Origin of the sequence: Streptomyces sp. NPDC005202, from assembly GCF_040608235.1 — a bacterium.
Taxonomy (GTDB): domain Bacteria; phylum Actinomycetota; class Actinomycetes; order Streptomycetales; family Streptomycetaceae; genus Streptomyces.
This window is the reverse complement of sequence record NZ_JBEXHW010000013.1, coordinates 70,918-86,023: the sequence shown is the minus strand read 5'-3', so window position 1 is coordinate 86,023 and position 15,106 is coordinate 70,918. Positions and strand designations below refer to the sequence as shown.

Genomic DNA, 15,106 nt, shown 5'->3' with positions numbered 1-15,106 from the left:
CGGTCCGGGGCGCCGGTGGGCGGTGGGGTGTGGCGTCGTCCGGGGCGCCGGTGGGCGGTGGGGTGTGGCGTCGTCCGGGGCGCCGGTGGGCGGTGGGGTGTGGCGTCGTCCGGGGCGCCGGTGGGCGGTGGGCTTGGCTGCCGTCCGGGGCGCCGGTGGGCGGTGGGGTGTGGCGCCGTCCGGGGCCTACGGGCAGTGGGGCTTGGCTGCCGTCCGGAGTCGACGGGCAGTGGGGCGGGTGCGCTCCTATGCTGAAGGTGTCGGGTGTTGAGGTCTGTGTGCCGCCAGATGCTCTCCCGCTCTTCAGTGCCCGTCAGCCTCTCCGGTCCGGCGTCCGCTGCGGGCGGGCGGACGCACCTCTCCCACCCCGCCCTCGTCCACGACGACCGCGGGTCTGTTTTCACATGCTGGGAGCCAGCCCATTTCACATGCTGGGAGCCAGCCCATGATGCACGCGTGCACGCGACTGCGCAGGGGGGCCGTCACCGCGACCGCCGCAGGAATGCTCATCGTGCCGCTCGCCGGCGGGACCGCCTTCGCGGCACCCACGTCCGTCCCGGGCGCCGTCACCGCCACCTCTCCACCGGGGCCGTCCCCGTCCGGCTCGGACGTCCGTACGCTCACCCCCGACGTGACCCGGCAGCTCGACGAGACCGTGCAGCGGGTCATGCGCGAGGCGCACGTGCCCGGTGTGACCGTCGGGCTGTGGACGCCCGGCCAGGGACAGTACGTGAAGTCGTTCGGCGTCGCCGACAAAATCGGCGCGGGGAAGATGACGCCGGACCTGTACATGCGGATCGGCAGCGAGACCAAGACCTTCACCGTGACGGCGCTGCTGGAGCTGGTCGACCAGGGCAAGGTGAGCCTGGACGATCCCATCGGCAAGTACGTCGACGATGTGCCGAACGGCGACACCATCACCCTGCGTCAGCTGGCCGGCATGCGCAGCGGGCTGTTCAACTACTCCCAGGACGACGGCTTCTTCAAGGCGCTGACGTCCGACCCGCAGCGGACGTTCACCCCGCAGCAACTGCTCGGATACGCCTTCAAGCACCCGGTGCTCTTCCCGCCGGGCCAGAAGTTCTCCTACTGCAACACCAACCTCATCCTGCTCGGCCTGGTCGTCGAGAAGGTCAGCGGCCAGTCGCTCGCGGACTACATCCACAACAACGTCCTCGAACCGGCCGGCCTGAACCACACCCTCTTCCCGGCCGGGACGGAGTTCCCGCAACCGCACGCCCAGGGCTACACGGACCAGACCGCGAACGGGCAGATCGCGGACACGGCCGACTGGAACCCCTCCTGGGCCTGGGCGGCCGGAGCGATGATCTCCAACCTGGACGACCTGCGCGCATGGGCGCGCACGGTGGCCACGGGCACCCTGCCGGACGGCCGCACCCTGATCAGCCCCGCCACACAGAAGGAGCGGCTCACCACGCCCCCGACCCCGATCCCGGGCGCGGGATACGGACTCGGCATCTTCAACGTGCAGGGCTGGATCGGCCACAACGGCTCCCTGCCGGGCTATGAGTCCCTGACGATCCACCTCCCCTCGGCGCAGGCGACCCTGGTCGTCCTGCTGAACACCGACATCAACTACAAGGGCACCGAGCCCAGCACCCTCTTCGGCGACGCGATCACCAAGATCGTCACACCGCAGCACGTCTTCAACCTGCCCGCGGAGCCCGCCGCCAGGTGAGCGGCTTCGATTACCCGGCAGCGGCCATGGACTCCGAGCGGCAGCGGCCATGCACCCCGAGGCCGCCGAGCGGTCAGCCGATGTCGAACAGGGGCCCCGTCAGGGTCAGGCCGAGGTCGTGGCCCGTGTGGGCGATGAGGGCGAACAGCATGAGCCCGGCGTCGGCGAGCGCCATGTCCTTCTGGAACTGGATCATCTCCAGCTGGCGCGCCTGCGGGTCGGTCTCCCGCCAGAAGCCGTGCATCAGCACGGCGGTGGGCACGAGGAACACGACCACCAGAAGCGAACCGAGATCGGCCCAGACGCCCAGCAGCACGCTCAGACCGGCCGCGAGCAGCAGCACACCGCTGCCGAACACGGCCGCGGCGGCGGCCGGTACACCGCGGGCGGAGGCGTATCCCGCCATGGCCTTGGTCTGGGTCATGTGGCCGATCGCGCTGCCGAGAAAGAGGGCCGAGAAGAGGATGCGTCAAATCAGGACCAGGACGTCCATGGCGACCTCCACAGGGGGATGTGCTTGAAAGTCCCACCACCTGCTGTCAGCGTACCTCCGGCGGCAGATCTTCTCCTGCGGTGCCTACACTGACGCGCACACGACCGCCCGCGGTCTCGCCCTCGACGTACCTGACCGGGATCGCCGCCGACCTCACGATTCGGGTGCACGCCTTGCCCCACACCATGACGGTGCCGCCGGCGGATCCATCCATGACCGGACAGACCGCCTGCGGCGCGGGAGCGCGCAGTCCGCTGCGCACCTTTCTGCAGACCGAGACCGGCAGCGCCGCGGTGCTGCTCGCGGCCGCGGTCGCGGCTCTCGTCTGGGCCAACGTCTCGCCCGGCACGTACGAGTCGTGGTGGCGCACCCACATGTCGCTCACCGTCGGCTCGGTCGGGGTGTCCCTGGAACTGCGCGAGTGGATCAACAGCGGGCTGATGACGCTGTTCTTCTTCGTGATCGGTCTGGAGGCCCGCCGGGAGTTCGACATCGGCGAGCTGCGGGAGCGCCGTCGGCTCGCGCTCTCGGTGATCGCCGGGGTCAGCGGCATGGCCGTCCCCGTGGCCGTCTTCCTCGCCGTCAACGCGGGGCACGCCTCGGCGCAGGGCTGGGGCGCCGCCATGTCCACCGACACGGCCTTCGCGCTCGGCATGCTCGCCGTCTTCGGCTCCCGGCTGCCGGGCGGTCTGCGCGTCTTCGTCCTCGGCGTCGCGGTCGCCGACGACTTCCTGGCGCTGGCCGTCATCGCCTTCGCCTACAGCGGGACCGTCTACGTCCCGGCGCTGCTGACCGCGCTCGGCGTCTTCGTCGTGCTCCTCGCCCTGCGCGCCGCGGGCGTGCGGATCTCCGCCGTGTACGCCGTACCTGCCGTGGCTCTGTGGGGCGCGCTGCTGCGGTCCGGCGTGGACCCGGTCGTCGGCGGCCTGGTCATCGGCCTGCTGACCTACGCCCACCCGGCGCAGCGGCACGCCCTCGAACGCGCCAGCCGGATGTTCCGGCGCTTCCGGGAACAGCCGACCCCCGAGCTGGAACGCACCCTGCGCCGGGGCCTCGCCTCCACGCTCTCGCCCAACGAGCGCCTGCAGCGCATGTTCCACCCCTGGACCAGCTATGTGATCGTGCCGCTGTTCGCGCTCGCCAACGTCGGCTTCCCCATCAGCGCCGGCCGGCTCGCGGACGCCTTCGCCTCGCCCGTCACCCTCGGCATCCTGCTGGGCTACGTCCTGGGCAAGCCGGTCGGCATCGTCGGCTCCACATGGATCGCGGTGCGCCTGAGCCGGGGACGGCTGCGCCCGGCGATCGGCTGGGGCGCCATCGCCGCGGGCGGCAGCCTTGCCGGGGTCGGCTTCACGGTGTCCCTGCTGATCGCCACCCTCGCCTTCCGCGGGGCCCGGCTGGAGGAGGCGAAGATCGGCATCCTGGCCGCCGTCGTGTGCTCCTTCCTCGTCACCTTGCTTGTGACACGCGTCCTCGCCCTGCTGCCCCCGCGGACCCGAGCCCGGGCGCTGCTGGGCGAGGGCGAGGTCATCGTCGACCTCAGCGAACCCGTCGACGAGGAGCGCGACCACATCCGCGGCCCGCTCGACGCGCCGGTGACCCTGGTCGAGTACGGGGACTACGAATGCCCGTACTGCGGCCTGGCCGAGCCCGTGGTGCGCGAACTGCTCGCCGAGTTCGGCGACGACGTGCGCTACGTCTGGCGGCACCTGCCGCTCACGGACGTCCACCCCAACGCGCAGCTCGCCGCCGAGGCCGCAGAGGCCGCGGCCCGCCAGGGCCGCTACTGGGAGATGCACGACATTTTGATCAGCCACCAGGGCGATCTGCGGCCGAAGGACCTCCTGCGGTACGCCGAGCAGATCGGGCTCGACATGGACCGCTTCCGCCAGGACCTGCGCGACCGCGTGGGCGCGGAGCGGGTGGCCGAGGACGTGGAGTCGGCCGACCTCAGCGGCGTCTCGGGCACCCCGACCTTCTTCATCAACGGCCGCCGCCACCGCGGCTCCTACGACATCGCCAGCCTCTCCCGGGCGGTACGCACCGCCCGGGAGCGGGCCGTGCTGGCCGGGGCGGGCCCGCGCAGCTGACCATGGCGGGCCCCCGGGAAGGTCAGACGGTGCGCACCTCCTCGACGCGCACCGGACGGCGCTCGTGCAGCGACAGCGTGCACGCCTCCGCGATCCACCCGGCCTCCAGCGCGTCCGCCACCGTGCACGGCGAGGGCAGGCGTCCGGCCACGACCTCGGTGAACGCGGTGAGCTCGGCGCGGTAGGCGTCGGCGAAGCGGTCCATGAAGAAGTCGTGCGGAGTGCCGGCCGGGAAGGTCACCCCCGGCTCGACGGAGCGCAACGGCAGTTTGTCGTCCAGGCCGACGGCGATGGAGTCCTGGAAGCCGTGCAGCTCCATGCGGACGTCATAACCGCGGGCGTTGTGGCGGCTGTTGGAGACCACGGCGATCGTTCCGTCGTCGAGGGTGAGGATCGCGCCGGTGGTGTCGGCGTCGCCGGCCTCCTTGATGTAGGCGGCACCGCGGTTGCCGCCGACGGCGTACACCTCGGTCACTTCGCGGCCGGTCACCCAGCGGATGATGTCGAAGTCGTGCACGGAGCAGTCGCGGAAGATCCCGCCGGAGGCGGCGATGTACGCGGCGGGCGGCGGCGCCGGGTCGAGCGTGGTCGACCGTACGGTGTGCAGCTTGCCCAGCTCGCCGCTGTGCACGGCGGCGCGGGCGGCCACGAAACCGGCGTCGAAGCGGCGGTTGTAGCCGATCTGGACCGGGACGTCGCTCCCTTCGACGGCCTTGAGCACCTCGACGCCCTCCCGCATGGTGCGGGCCACGGGCTTCTCGCAGAAGACGGGGACGCCCGCCTCGACGGCGGCGCGGATCAGGGCGGGGTGGGCGTCGGTCGCGGCCGCCACGACGATGCCGTCCACCCCGGCGGCAAGGACCGCCTCGGGCGAGTCGGCGACCTCGGCCCCGAACCGCTCGGCGGCGGCCTTGGCGGCGTCCGTAAACGGGTCGGCGACGACGAGCGACTCGACCGCGTCGAGTCCGGAGAGGGTCTCGGCGTGGAAGGCGCCGATACGGCCGAGGCCGAGGATTCCGATGCGCATGGGGGCTGGTGCTCCTTGGGTGCGTGTAGTGCTTGGAGGTGCGGTCAATCGAGGCCGCCGAGCACGTTCTGGTCCCAGTCGATCACCGAACCGGTGACGACCCCGGACCGCTCGGACAGCAGGAAGACCACGAAGTCGGCGATCTCGTCCGGTTGGCCGAGCTTGCCCATCGGCAGTCGCGCGGCGGCCTGTTCCCGCCAGTCGTCCCCGGCGCCGTGGAAGGTGCGCTGGGTGGCGTCCTCGCCCTCGGTCGCGGTCCAGCCGATGTTCAGCCCGTTGATCCGGATCCGGTCCCAGCGGTGCGCGTGCGCGGCGTTGCGGGTCAGGCCGGCGAGCCCGGCCTTGGCGGCGACGTAGGGGGCCAGGAACGGCTGACCGCCGTGCGCCGAGGACGTGATGATGTTGACGATCGTGCCGGGCGCACCCCGCGCCACCATGTCCGCCACTGCCGCCTGCATCGCGAAGAACGGGCCCTTGAGGTTGATCGCGACGTGCGCGTCGAACAGTTCGGGCGTGGTGTCCAGCAGGGTGCCGCGGGAGGTCAGCCCCGCGGAGTTGACCAGGCAGTCGATCCGGCCGTACGCGGAGACGACCTCGGCCACGGAGCCCTTCGCCTGCTCGGCGTCCGCGAGGTCGGCGCGGACGAACATCGTTTTGCCCCCGGCGGCCGTCAGTTCGGCCACCAGCGCCTCGCCCGCTTCGGGGCGCCGCCCGGTCACGGCCACGACGGCGCCCTCGCGGACGGCGGCCCGCGCGATGGCGGCGCCCACCCCCTGGGTGCCGCCGTTGACGAGGGCGACCTTGTCGTCGAGAAGTCCCATGCGTTTCCTCAGCTCTCAGCTCTCAGCTCTCAGCTCTCGGCTCTCGGTTCTCGGCTCTCGGTTCTCGGTTCTCGGTTCTCGGCTCTCGGTTCTCGGCTTTCAGCTCTCGCGTCGCTTGGCACCGGCCCGCAGCTGCGCGCGGAGCGTCTCCGGCGTCCATTCCTCACGCACCGCTCGACGCACGACGTCCGCCTGGGAGGGCGGGGCCAGTCCGTCGACCGGCGGGTCGTTGTCGAGGTTGGTGGGGAAGGGGTAGCCCTCGGCGCTCGCGGCGATGACGTTGTCCAGCCACTCCTCGTCGGCGCCCTCGGTTCTGCGCTTGAGCAGCACCGGGAAGACCGCGTTCGCGACGGCCTCGCGATCGACGGTCTCCATCGCGCGCCCGAAGGCGGAGGAGACCTGCAGGAGATTGGCCATGCGCCGGATGTCCGCGGACCGGTTCGTCCCGGCGGCGTGGAAGAGCGCCGGGTTGAAGAAGACGGCATCGCCCTTCGCCAGCGGCAGTTGGACGTGGTGCGCCTCGAAGTACGCCTGGAACTCCGGCAGCCGCCAGGCCAGGTAGCCGGGCTCGTACTGCTGCGAGTACGGCAGGTACATCGTCGGGCCGGACTCGACCGGCATGTCGCAGTGCGCGACCGCGCCCTGGAGGGTGAGCACGGGGGAGAGGCGGTGTACGTGCGCCGGGTAGGCGGCGGCGACCTCGTTGGTGAGGAAGCCGAGGTGGTAGTCGCGGTGCACGGTCTGGGCGGCGCCGCCCGGGTTGACCACGTTGATCTGGGAGGTGACCTGGTAGCCGGGGCCGAGCCAGGCCTCGGAGACCAGGGCGATGATGTCGTTGGAGTAGTAGTCGGCGAATGCCTCCGGGTCGTACAGCGCCGCCTTCTCCAGCGCGTTCCACACCCGGTCGTTGGCGCCCGGCCGGGCGAAGTGGTCCCCGGCGGCCGCGCCCGAGGCGCGCTGCTCGGCGATCAGGGCGTCGAAGACGGCCGTCGCCCGGTCGACGACCGCCGGGTCCGGGAACGCACCCCGGAAGACCACGATGCCGGGGCCCTCGTCGAGGGCGCGGACCAACTCGGCCTGCACGTCACGGCGGTCGTCCGCGGTGCGGAGCCGCTCACTGTCGTAGACCAGGACGTTCCGCTCCACGGACGACGCGTACGGGTGGTCGGCGAGGTCGGTCGTCCGCTCGACGAGCGCGCGGAAGGCGTCGAGGTCGCAGTCCTGCTCGGACAGCCAGGCACGGCGGTGTACGGAGGTGAAGGACATCCTCGTCCTTTCGGTCATGGGGCAACTCAGCCGCGGGAGCGGCTCTGCCCTGTCATTCTTGTCAGTACAAACACCTCGAACAACCAGCAGGAAGCCATCAAAAACCCCTCAAGGAGCCTTGGCATGGGCCACCCCTTCCCGATCCGCGAAATCGCACGTCAGGCAGGCCTGAGCGAGGCCACCGTCGACCGCGTGCTCAACGGCCGGGGCGGTGTGCGCGAGAGCACCGCGCAGGAGGTGCACCGGGCCATCGCCGACCTGGACCGGCAGCGCACCCAGGTCCGGCTCGTCGGCCGCACCTTCATGGTCGACATCGTGATGCAGGCGCCCGAGCGGTTCACCACCGCCGTACGCGCCGCCCTGGAGGCCGAGCTGCCGTCCCTGCACCCGGCCGTGGTGCGCTCCCGCTTCCACTTCCGCGAGACCGGCCCGGTGCAGGAGCAGGTCAGGACCCTTGACCGGATCGCGCGGCGCGGCTCGCAGGGCGTGATCCTCAAGGCTCCGGACGTTCCCGAGGTCACCGCCGCCGTCGGCCGGCTGGTCGCGGCCGGCATCCCGGTCGTCACCCTGGTGACGGACCTGCCCGCCAGCGCCCGGCTCGCCTACGTCGGCAGCGACAACCGGGCGGCGGGCGCCACCGCCGCCTACCTGATGGGCCAGTGGCTCGGCGACCGGCCCGGCAACGTCCTCACCAGCCTCAGCAGCGGCTTCTTCCGCAACGAGGAGGAGCGCGAGATGGGCTTCCGCAGCGCCATGCGCGCCCGGCAGCCGCAGCGCACGCTGGTGGAGATCGCCGAGGGGCAGGGCCTGGACGCCACGCAGTACGACCTGGTCCGGGCCGCCCTGGAACGCGACCCGGAGATCCGCGCGGTCTACTCGATCGGCGGCGGCAACATCGCCACCCTGCGGGCCTTCGAGGACCTCGGCCGCGAATGCGCGGTGTTCATCGCCCACGACCTCGACCACGACAACACCCGCCTGCTGCGCGAACACCGCCTGTCCGCCGTGCTCCACCACGACCTGCGCCAGGACATGCGGGAGGCCTGCCACCTCGTGATGCGCGCCCACGGCGCCCTGCCGCCCGCGGGCCCCACGCTGCCGTCGGCGATCCAGGTGGTGACGCCGTACAACATGCCGCCGCATGCCGTGGCCGGCTGACCTTGTCCTCGTTCCCCACCGGGCCGGGCTCACCGTTCTCCACCGGGCCGGGCTCGCCGCCCCGGTCCGGGGCTCAGAGGGTGATCGCGTACGCCTTGCGCAGCGTCTCGTGCACCGTCCGCCTCGTACGGTCGCCCTCGCTCAGCACCGCCATGTCCCCGGGACCGACGCGCAGCGTGGGGCCGCCCTCGACCTCGATGGTCGCCGACCCGCTGATCACCACTAACAGCTCGTCCGCCTCGGTGTCCGTGACGACGCCGGGGGTGATCTGCCAGATCCCGCGGACCTGGCGGCCGTCCTCCGACTCCCAGACCACCTTTCCGGTCACCTCGGGCGTCCGATCTGCTCCGGGGCGAGCGGCTCGGGTACGAGCTCGGGCGTCGGGGACGTGGAGGGCGAAGCTGTGGGTCATGCGGCGACCCTGGCCGGGGCGTACGGCGTCCGGGCGTCGACAGAGTGTGGGGGATCGGCACGGGCGCAGGACACTTCGTCGCGGCCGAAGGGCGAAGTGGCGACGGCGGGCGGCTCGCGTGATCGTTGAGGGGACCGTCTCCGCACGCCCGTGAAGAGAGCAGCAGCACATGGCGGACACCACGGCGGCCGTCCCCGAGCGGTCCGCGCACGGCCCGGCAACGGGCGCGGCCTGTTCACCGCGGACGACGAGGGCCGCTTCTGGTTCCGCACCTGTGTGCCGAGCCCGTACCCGATCCCGACGGACGGCCCGGTCGGCGCGCTGCTGAAGGCCACCGGCCAACACCCTTGTCGCCCCGCTCACATCCACTTCATCGCCTCCGCCGAGGGCCACACCCCGGTCACCACGCACATCTTCGTGGCGGGCAGCGACTACCTCGACTCCGACGCGGTGTTCGCGGTGAAGCAGAGCCTCGTGCAGGACTTCGCGCCCATCGACGACCCGGCGCAGGCACGGGAGTTCGGTGTCGCCAACCCCTTCCGGCACGCCCGCTTGGACCTCGTACTGGAGCGCTCGTGAAGGACGTTCTCGACTTCTCCTACGAAGGCCGGCCCGACGCGGGTCGTCCTCCGGCCCGGCGCGGCGGTGGACGCGACCCCGGCGAGGCCGAACGGCTCGGCCTAGCGGCGGCTGCTCGTGGTGTGCGGAACGCGCGGCGCGGACACCGCGCGGGCGGTCGCGGACGCGCTGGGCCCGGCCTGCGCGGGCGTCCACGCCGAGGCCCGGATGCACGTCCCCGTCGAGGTCGCCGACCGGGCCGTGGCCGTGGCGCGGGCGGCCGGTGCCGACGGCTGTGTCGCGGTGGGTGGCGGGTCGTCGATCGGCCTGGGCAAGGCGGTCGCGCTGCGCACCGGCCTGCCGCTGATCGCGGTGCCCTCCACCTACTCCGGCTCGGAGATGACCCCCGTGTGGGGGCTGACCGAACACGGCGCCAAACGCACCGGCCGCGATCCGGCCGTCCTGCCGCGCAGCGTCGTCTACCGGCGTGAACGCGATCGCGCATGCGGTGGAGGCGCTGTACGCCCCCGACACCTCGCCGCTGATCGCGCTCATGGCCGAGGAGGGCGTACGGGCGATGGCGCGGGCGCTGCCCGAAGTGGCCGCCGACGCCGGCTCCCTTCCGGCCCGCGGACGCGCCCTCTACGGGGCCTGGCTGTGCGGCGCCTGCCTCGGCGCCACCACCATGGGGCTGCACCACAAGCTCTGCCACGTCCTCGGCGGCACCTTCGGCCTGCCGCACGCCGAGACGCACACGGTGGTCCTACCGCACACCCTCGCGTACAACGCGCCCGCCGCCCCGGACACGGCCGGCGCCGTGGCCCGCGCCCTGGACGCCGACGACGCCCCCATGGCCTTGCACGAGCTGGCCGGACGCCTCGGCGCCCCGCGGTCCCTCGCCGAACTGGGCCTACGGGAAGACGACTTGGCGGCGGCCGCCGCCCCGACCGCGGGCCAGGCCTGCGCCAACCCCCGCGCGGTCACGGTCGACGGGGTGCTCGGCCTGCTGCGGGCGGCGTACGAGGGCACGACTACGAGCACCACAGCCTGGTGCTCACCGCCCGCGACCAACCGGGCCTCGGCCGACTCGCGCTGCGCACCTCCAGCGAGGAGGCCCTCCAGCGCCGTGTCAAGGCGGGCGAGGAGGCGGGCCGCTCCGGCCACTCCGCCCCCGACAACCGCGCCACCGCCGTCGGCTGGACCTCCGGCATGGGCCGCTTCGGTGCCGTGTTCGGCCCGTGGCTCGGCGGCCGGCTGCTCGCCGCGAACCATGGCGACTGGGGCTTCACCGCCTTCGCGCTCGCCGGAGTGTCGTCCATGGTCTTCATCGGCGTCGCCGCCCTGCGCTCGTCGAAGCAGCCCTCGCCCAGCGGCACACAGCAGGAACTGCTCACCACCGGCTGACCGCCGGCCCACTGCGCACGGTGCCGCCTCCGGCCTTCCGGACGCGGCGCCGTGCGCGTCACGGCTGCCCGGCCGTGTCGTCGTCCAGGCCGGTGCAGGCCAGCTCCCCGCCCACCTCGGCGCACGCCTCCACACCGCGCAGGGACGACACGGCGAGCATCGGGCTCGTGTCCCCCCGGGTGTCGTCGGCGGAGTACGTGGCCGACAGCTCGTTCTCGCCCGCCCGTACGGAGATCTCCCGGACGACCGCACCCCGGACGCGTACCTGCGACCAGGCGGTGCCGCAGGACGGCGAGTACCGCAGCCGCACGGTGTACGTCGCGTCGGTGACGGCGCTCTTGGTCTGGGCGTCCTTCGCGCAGGCCGCCGCGCCGGGCAACTCGCCCTGGCAGGACCTGCCGTGACACCGCGGCGAGCCCATGACGCCCCGGGTGCCCGGTGGGCCGCTCCCGGAGGGCGTGGCGAGGGCCGCGGCCACCGCGGCGACCGCGGTCAGCAGCGTGAGCGCCGGCAGTGGCAGGCGTCTCGCGCGTGCCCGGGACGAGGGTGCCCGGCCGGTCTCCTCGGGTGCGGGTGCGGAGGGGGTGTCGTCGGCGGCATCCCACAGGGCCAGAGCCGGGGCGGGATCGGCGCCGGCGAGCCGGGCGAGCGCCTCCACGGCCGAGCGGGGCGGATGCTTGGCCCCGGTCAGATAGCGGTGCCAGGCGGACTTGCTGTAGGGAGTGCGCGTGGCCAGGGCTGCCAGGCTCAGACCCGTACGGTCCCTCAGCTCCTGCAGGGTCGCCGCCAGCGGCCCGTTCGACGGTGCCGCTGCTTGGGGCTGCCGCATGATGCGTCTCCCGACTCCGTTCCCGCTTTGGGCGTTTCGCCCCGGTTGTCGTAATAACTTCCCGGGTTCGGGGCACCGTCACACATCCGGGAGGTATGAGGAAAGTGAGTCGGATGCGGCCGGACGTGCCGAAGGCCCGCCCGGGAACGCGTGGTTCCCGGACGGGCTCGGTTTGTCAGGACGCGGAGAGGTGAGGGAGCGTCAGCACCACGGCACGGTGCTGCGGACCCGCACGTAGCGGGCGGAGACATAGCCGCGGACGTGCGCGAGCCGGTACCACTGCGCGTTGCCGCGCACCCAGGAGCCGTACGTCCGGCACTTCAGCGCCACCAGGCGGTTGCCGTGGCGGACACCGATCACCCGGTAGCCGGTGCCGGGTCCGGAGCGGACGTTCAGCGGGAAGCGGTGCGTCACCACGCGCCCGACGGGCCGGACCGAACGGCGGTGCACCGCACGCCGGTTGACGTGACGTGCGTGCCCTGCGGGGCGCACGTGGTGCGCGCGGTGCGCGGATCGGCGGGCGTGGTGCACGGCCGGCGCGGGCCGGGCGGGCTGGGGCAGCGGCGAGGGGAGCAGGTGCGGCGCGGCCGCCGACGTGGCGGGGCGCGGCGGGATGGAGCCCGCCTGGGCGGCGTCGGCCGTTGTGGGCACGAGCGCGAGCACCGCGATCGTGGCCAGCAGGCCGCTGGTGAGGGTCCGTCGGATCATGGAAACCTCCGGGCTTTCGTTCCTGTGATCACGTGTCGTGATCACATGTCGCACAGCGTTTCCATGCCGCCCGCCCGGAATGCCGTCCCCGCGTCCCGGGGACGCCGGGGACGTCCCCGGGGACGGCGGCCAGGGAACGGCGGCGGTGGCCCGGTGGCGGGCGGCGGTGACCCGGCCGACGCTGGCCCGGTGGCGGTGGCCCGGTGGCGGGCGGCGGTGGCCCGGTGGCGGGCCTCAGCCCATTTGGTCCTCGACCGACAGGTGTTCCACCGTCCTGCCGGTCTCCGTGAACGTCCGCGTGGCATGGCCCGATGAGTACACCCACGGCACCGACATCACCCTCCTGCCCGGCCACGGGCCTGTGGCCGTCGGTGCGACGGCGTCTTCCACTCCGGCGAGCGCAGCGCCGAGGTGGCCGTGGAACGCGCGGAAAAGGGGGTACCCGTGGCGCCGAAGGTGCGGCGCGAACTGACGGAGAGCGCGGCCAGGTTGGGGGTCACCCCGCCCGAACCGGCGCCATCCGTCCGACGGGCCGCGGTACGCCGTCGGCCGTTGGAGGGGAACGGCCGGCGGCGTCACTCCTCACGTGCCGGGCGCGCCCCTCCCCACCGTCTGCCGCGCATGACGGGCGATCAGGGCATGGTTGTCGAAGATGTCGGCCATCCAGAGCCGCAGCATCGGCTTGGCGACGGCGGCGGCGCGCTTACCCTCGGCGCTCGTGGCCGACCGCCCACGACGAGTCGCTCGCCGCCCCAGCGTGCTCGCCGCCGTGCGCAGCGACCCTAAATTACTTGAGTAAGGCAACGATATGGTAAACTGGCGAGCATGCCCACTCCATCGCTGCCCACCGGACCCGTCTCGCCCGAGGTGGCCGAGATCGAGCGCGCCCTGACGCGCATCACGTACCTGAGCACGCGGGCCCGGCAGCACGAGCGGCTGATGGGCCTGGCCGGCGTCCCGCTGGACCGCGCCGCGGTCGCACTGCTGCGCCAGATCGCCGACTCCGAGTCGCTGCGGCCGGGCGAGCTGGCCAACCGCCTCGGCGTAGAGGCCTCCCACGTCACGCGTACGGTCCAGCAGCTGCAGAAGTCCGGCCACGTCACCCGCGTCCCCGACCCCGACGACCGCCGTGCCCAGCGCATCCAGCTCACCCCGCTGGGCCGCGACGCCATCGCCCGCATCCGCGAGGCCGGCGCCCGCGGCATGCAACTGGCCCTGTCCGCCTGGTCCCCGGAGGAGCTCCGCCGGCTCGCCACGCTGTTCCACCGCATGGTGGACGACTTCCTCGCGTACGCGAATGACGGGGATGTCGACCAGGAAGCGACCGGGACGGGGCCCACCGCCTGAGGGATCCATCGGCTCCGTTCGCGGATGCGTCCGGCTTCTTCTTCAGTCATGACTTATATAAGTCACGAGTGATATAGTGTTCCCCATGCATGCCTTCGATGTGCTCGGCGACCCGGTGCGGCGGCGGATCCTGGAGCTGCTCGCCGACGGAGAGATGACCTCCGGCGCGGTGTGCGAGGTCGTCACGGATGAGTTCGGGATATCGCAGCCCGCGGTCTCCCAGCATCTGAAGGTGCTGCGCGAGAACGGCTTCGCGACCGTGCGTCCCGAGGGCACCCGACGGCTGTACGCGGTGAACACCGAGCCGCTGAAGGACGTCGACGCCTGGCTCGACCGGTTCCGCCGCTTGTGGACCCCGCACCTGGACGCCCTTGCCACCGAGCTGGCCCGCGGCCGGCGCGAGCGACGGCTCCGGGACGCCGACGAATCCCCGAGGAGCACCTCATGATCGACGTGACCCATCAGATCAACGCCGTGCGCCGCCAGGTCGGCCGGCGCGTCTTCAAGGCGGGCGAGGCGCGTGTGGTGACCGTGAGCCAGTCGTACGACGCTCCGCTCGAGGACGTCTGGGACGCCTGCACCAACCCCGAACGCATTCCACGCTGGTTCCTCCCCGTGACCGGCGAGCTCCGCCTGGGCGGCCGCTACCAGCTGCAGGGCAACGCCGGCGGCACGATCGAACGCTGCGACCCGCCCAAGAGTTTCGCCGCGACCTGGGAGTACGGCGGCGAGATCAGCTGGATCGAACTGCGCCTCGCCCCCGAGGAGGGCGGCGGCACCCGCTTCGAGCTGGAGCACATCGCCCACGTCGACGACGAGAAGTGGGGCGAGTTCGGCCCCGGGGCGGTCGGTGTCGGCTGGGACATGATGCTCATGGGGCTCGCCCGGCACCTGTCGACCGGCGGTGCCGTCGACCCGGCCGAGGCCATGGCCTGGCTCGGCTCCGAGGAGGGCCGTCGCTTCGTGACGGCCAGCAGCGAGGCGTGGTACGCGGCGAACGTCGCGATCGGCGAGGATGCGGCCAGGGCACGGGAGGCCGCCGACAGGACGACCGCGGCGTACACGGCGGTCGGGGATGCCGGAAACGCGGGGAAGGCCGACCAGGGGGCGGCCGGCTAGCACCGACCGCCCCGCCGCCGTCGGCCGGATCGTTCGCCGGCTATGCCGCCGTACAGGCCTACCAGCCGGACCGGCGCCTGGCCATCGCGGTGTCCACGACCGTCGGCCGGAAGGCGCCGCGGCAACACGGCCCAGACCATCACCGAGCGGATCGCGGCGGCCCTGGCCCCGGACC

The 15,106-nt window shown here is 72.6% G+C and carries 13 protein-coding genes and 3 pseudogenes; 9 read left to right on the top strand and 7 right to left on the bottom strand.

What is annotated here, in order from left to right; translation table 11 throughout:
* The first annotated feature begins 445 nt into the window (after positions 1–445).
* The gene (locus tag ABZV31_RS20475) at positions 446–1,699 is read left to right on the top strand and encodes a serine hydrolase domain-containing protein (RefSeq protein ID WP_355895607.1); all 1,254 of its coding nucleotides are present in this window, start codon (positions 446–448) and stop codon (positions 1,697–1,699) included.
* Positions 1,700–1,772: 73 nt separating this feature from the next.
* On the opposite strand, the gene ABZV31_RS20470 is transcribed toward ABZV31_RS20475, so the two are convergent.
* Positions 1,773–2,165, bottom strand: a complete 393-nt coding sequence (locus ABZV31_RS20470) for a DoxX family membrane protein (RefSeq protein ID WP_355895843.1) — start codon at positions 2,163–2,165, stop codon at positions 1,773–1,775.
* A 239-nt stretch (positions 2,166–2,404) separates the two neighbouring features.
* Here ABZV31_RS20470 and nhaA point away from each other — a divergent pair, with 239 nt between their 5' ends.
* Positions 2,405–4,282: a Na+/H+ antiporter NhaA gene (nhaA, locus tag ABZV31_RS20465; RefSeq protein WP_355895604.1), complete on the top strand. Its 1,878-nt coding sequence runs from the start codon at positions 2,405–2,407 to the stop codon at positions 4,280–4,282.
* 22 nt (positions 4,283–4,304) lie between these two features.
* On the opposite strand, the gene ABZV31_RS20460 is transcribed toward nhaA, so the two are convergent.
* From ABZV31_RS20460 to ABZV31_RS20450, 3 genes are all read right to left on the bottom strand, one after another.
* Positions 4,305–5,309 (bottom strand): Gfo/Idh/MocA family oxidoreductase, encoded by a 1,005-nt coding sequence (locus ABZV31_RS20460; RefSeq protein ID WP_355895601.1) that lies wholly within the window; start codon positions 5,307–5,309, stop codon positions 4,305–4,307.
* 44 nt (positions 5,310–5,353) lie between these two features.
* Complete coding sequence (locus tag ABZV31_RS20455; RefSeq protein WP_355895599.1) at positions 5,354–6,130, bottom strand: SDR family oxidoreductase; 777 nt, start codon at positions 6,128–6,130, stop codon at positions 5,354–5,356.
* Positions 6,131–6,229: 99 nt separating this feature from the next.
* Positions 6,230–7,396: a phytanoyl-CoA dioxygenase family protein gene (locus ABZV31_RS20450; RefSeq protein WP_355895840.1), complete on the bottom strand. Its 1,167-nt coding sequence runs from the start codon at positions 7,394–7,396 to the stop codon at positions 6,230–6,232.
* A gap of 123 nt (positions 7,397–7,519) precedes the next feature.
* Here ABZV31_RS20450 and ABZV31_RS20445 point away from each other — a divergent pair, with 123 nt between their 5' ends.
* Positions 7,520–8,554 carry a LacI family DNA-binding transcriptional regulator gene (locus ABZV31_RS20445; protein ID WP_355895596.1) on the top strand — a complete coding sequence of 345 codons (1,035 nt, stop codon included), beginning with the start codon at positions 7,520–7,522 and terminating at the stop codon, positions 8,552–8,554.
* Positions 8,555–8,627: 73 nt separating this feature from the next.
* Here ABZV31_RS20445 and ABZV31_RS20440 read toward each other — a convergent pair whose 3' ends face one another.
* Complete coding sequence (locus ABZV31_RS20440; protein WP_355895594.1) at positions 8,628–8,966, bottom strand: cupin domain-containing protein; 339 nt, start codon at positions 8,964–8,966, stop codon at positions 8,628–8,630.
* A 213-nt stretch (positions 8,967–9,179) separates the two neighbouring features.
* Between ABZV31_RS20440 and ABZV31_RS20435 the strand changes: the two are divergent.
* From ABZV31_RS20435 to ABZV31_RS20425, 3 pseudogenes are all read left to right on the top strand, one after another.
* Positions 9,180–9,545 (top strand): annotated as a pseudogene (locus ABZV31_RS20435) (6-chlorohydroxyquinol-1,2-dioxygenase); the annotation flags it as partial.
* A pseudogene (locus tag ABZV31_RS20430) lies at positions 9,542–10,551 on the top strand (maleylacetate reductase); the annotation flags it as partial. The pseudogenes ABZV31_RS20435 and ABZV31_RS20430, both read left to right, overlap by 4 nt.
* A 143-nt stretch (positions 10,552–10,694) precedes the next feature.
* Positions 10,695–10,928 (top strand): annotated as a pseudogene (locus ABZV31_RS20425) (MFS transporter); the annotation flags it as partial.
* A 58-nt stretch (positions 10,929–10,986) separates the two neighbouring features.
* Here ABZV31_RS20425 and ABZV31_RS20420 read toward each other — a convergent pair.
* Together ABZV31_RS20420 and ABZV31_RS20415 are read right to left on the bottom strand one after the other, a co-directional pair.
* On the bottom strand, positions 10,987–11,757 hold the full coding sequence (locus ABZV31_RS20420; RefSeq protein WP_355895591.1) for a DUF2690 domain-containing protein: 771 nt from the start codon (positions 11,755–11,757) through the stop codon (positions 10,987–10,989).
* A gap of 201 nt (positions 11,758–11,958) precedes the next feature.
* Complete coding sequence (locus tag ABZV31_RS20415; RefSeq protein ID WP_355895588.1) at positions 11,959–12,465, bottom strand: hypothetical protein; 507 nt, start codon at positions 12,463–12,465, stop codon at positions 11,959–11,961.
* A gap of 825 nt (positions 12,466–13,290) precedes the next feature.
* Between ABZV31_RS20415 and ABZV31_RS20410 the strand changes: the two genes are divergently transcribed.
* From ABZV31_RS20410 to ABZV31_RS20400, 3 genes are all read left to right on the top strand, one after another.
* Positions 13,291–13,812: a MarR family transcriptional regulator gene (locus ABZV31_RS20410; protein WP_355895585.1), complete on the top strand. Its 522-nt coding sequence runs from the start codon at positions 13,291–13,293 to the stop codon at positions 13,810–13,812.
* A gap of 85 nt (positions 13,813–13,897) precedes the next feature.
* Complete coding sequence (locus ABZV31_RS20405; RefSeq protein WP_355895582.1) at positions 13,898–14,260, top strand: metalloregulator ArsR/SmtB family transcription factor; 363 nt, start codon at positions 13,898–13,900, stop codon at positions 14,258–14,260.
* Positions 14,257–14,931 carry an SRPBCC family protein gene (locus ABZV31_RS20400; RefSeq protein ID WP_355895580.1) on the top strand — a complete coding sequence of 225 codons (675 nt, stop codon included), beginning with the start codon at positions 14,257–14,259 and terminating at the stop codon, positions 14,929–14,931. Before ABZV31_RS20405 ends, ABZV31_RS20400 begins: the two co-directional genes overlap by 4 nt.
* The last annotated feature ends 175 nt before the right edge of the window (positions 14,932–15,106 follow it).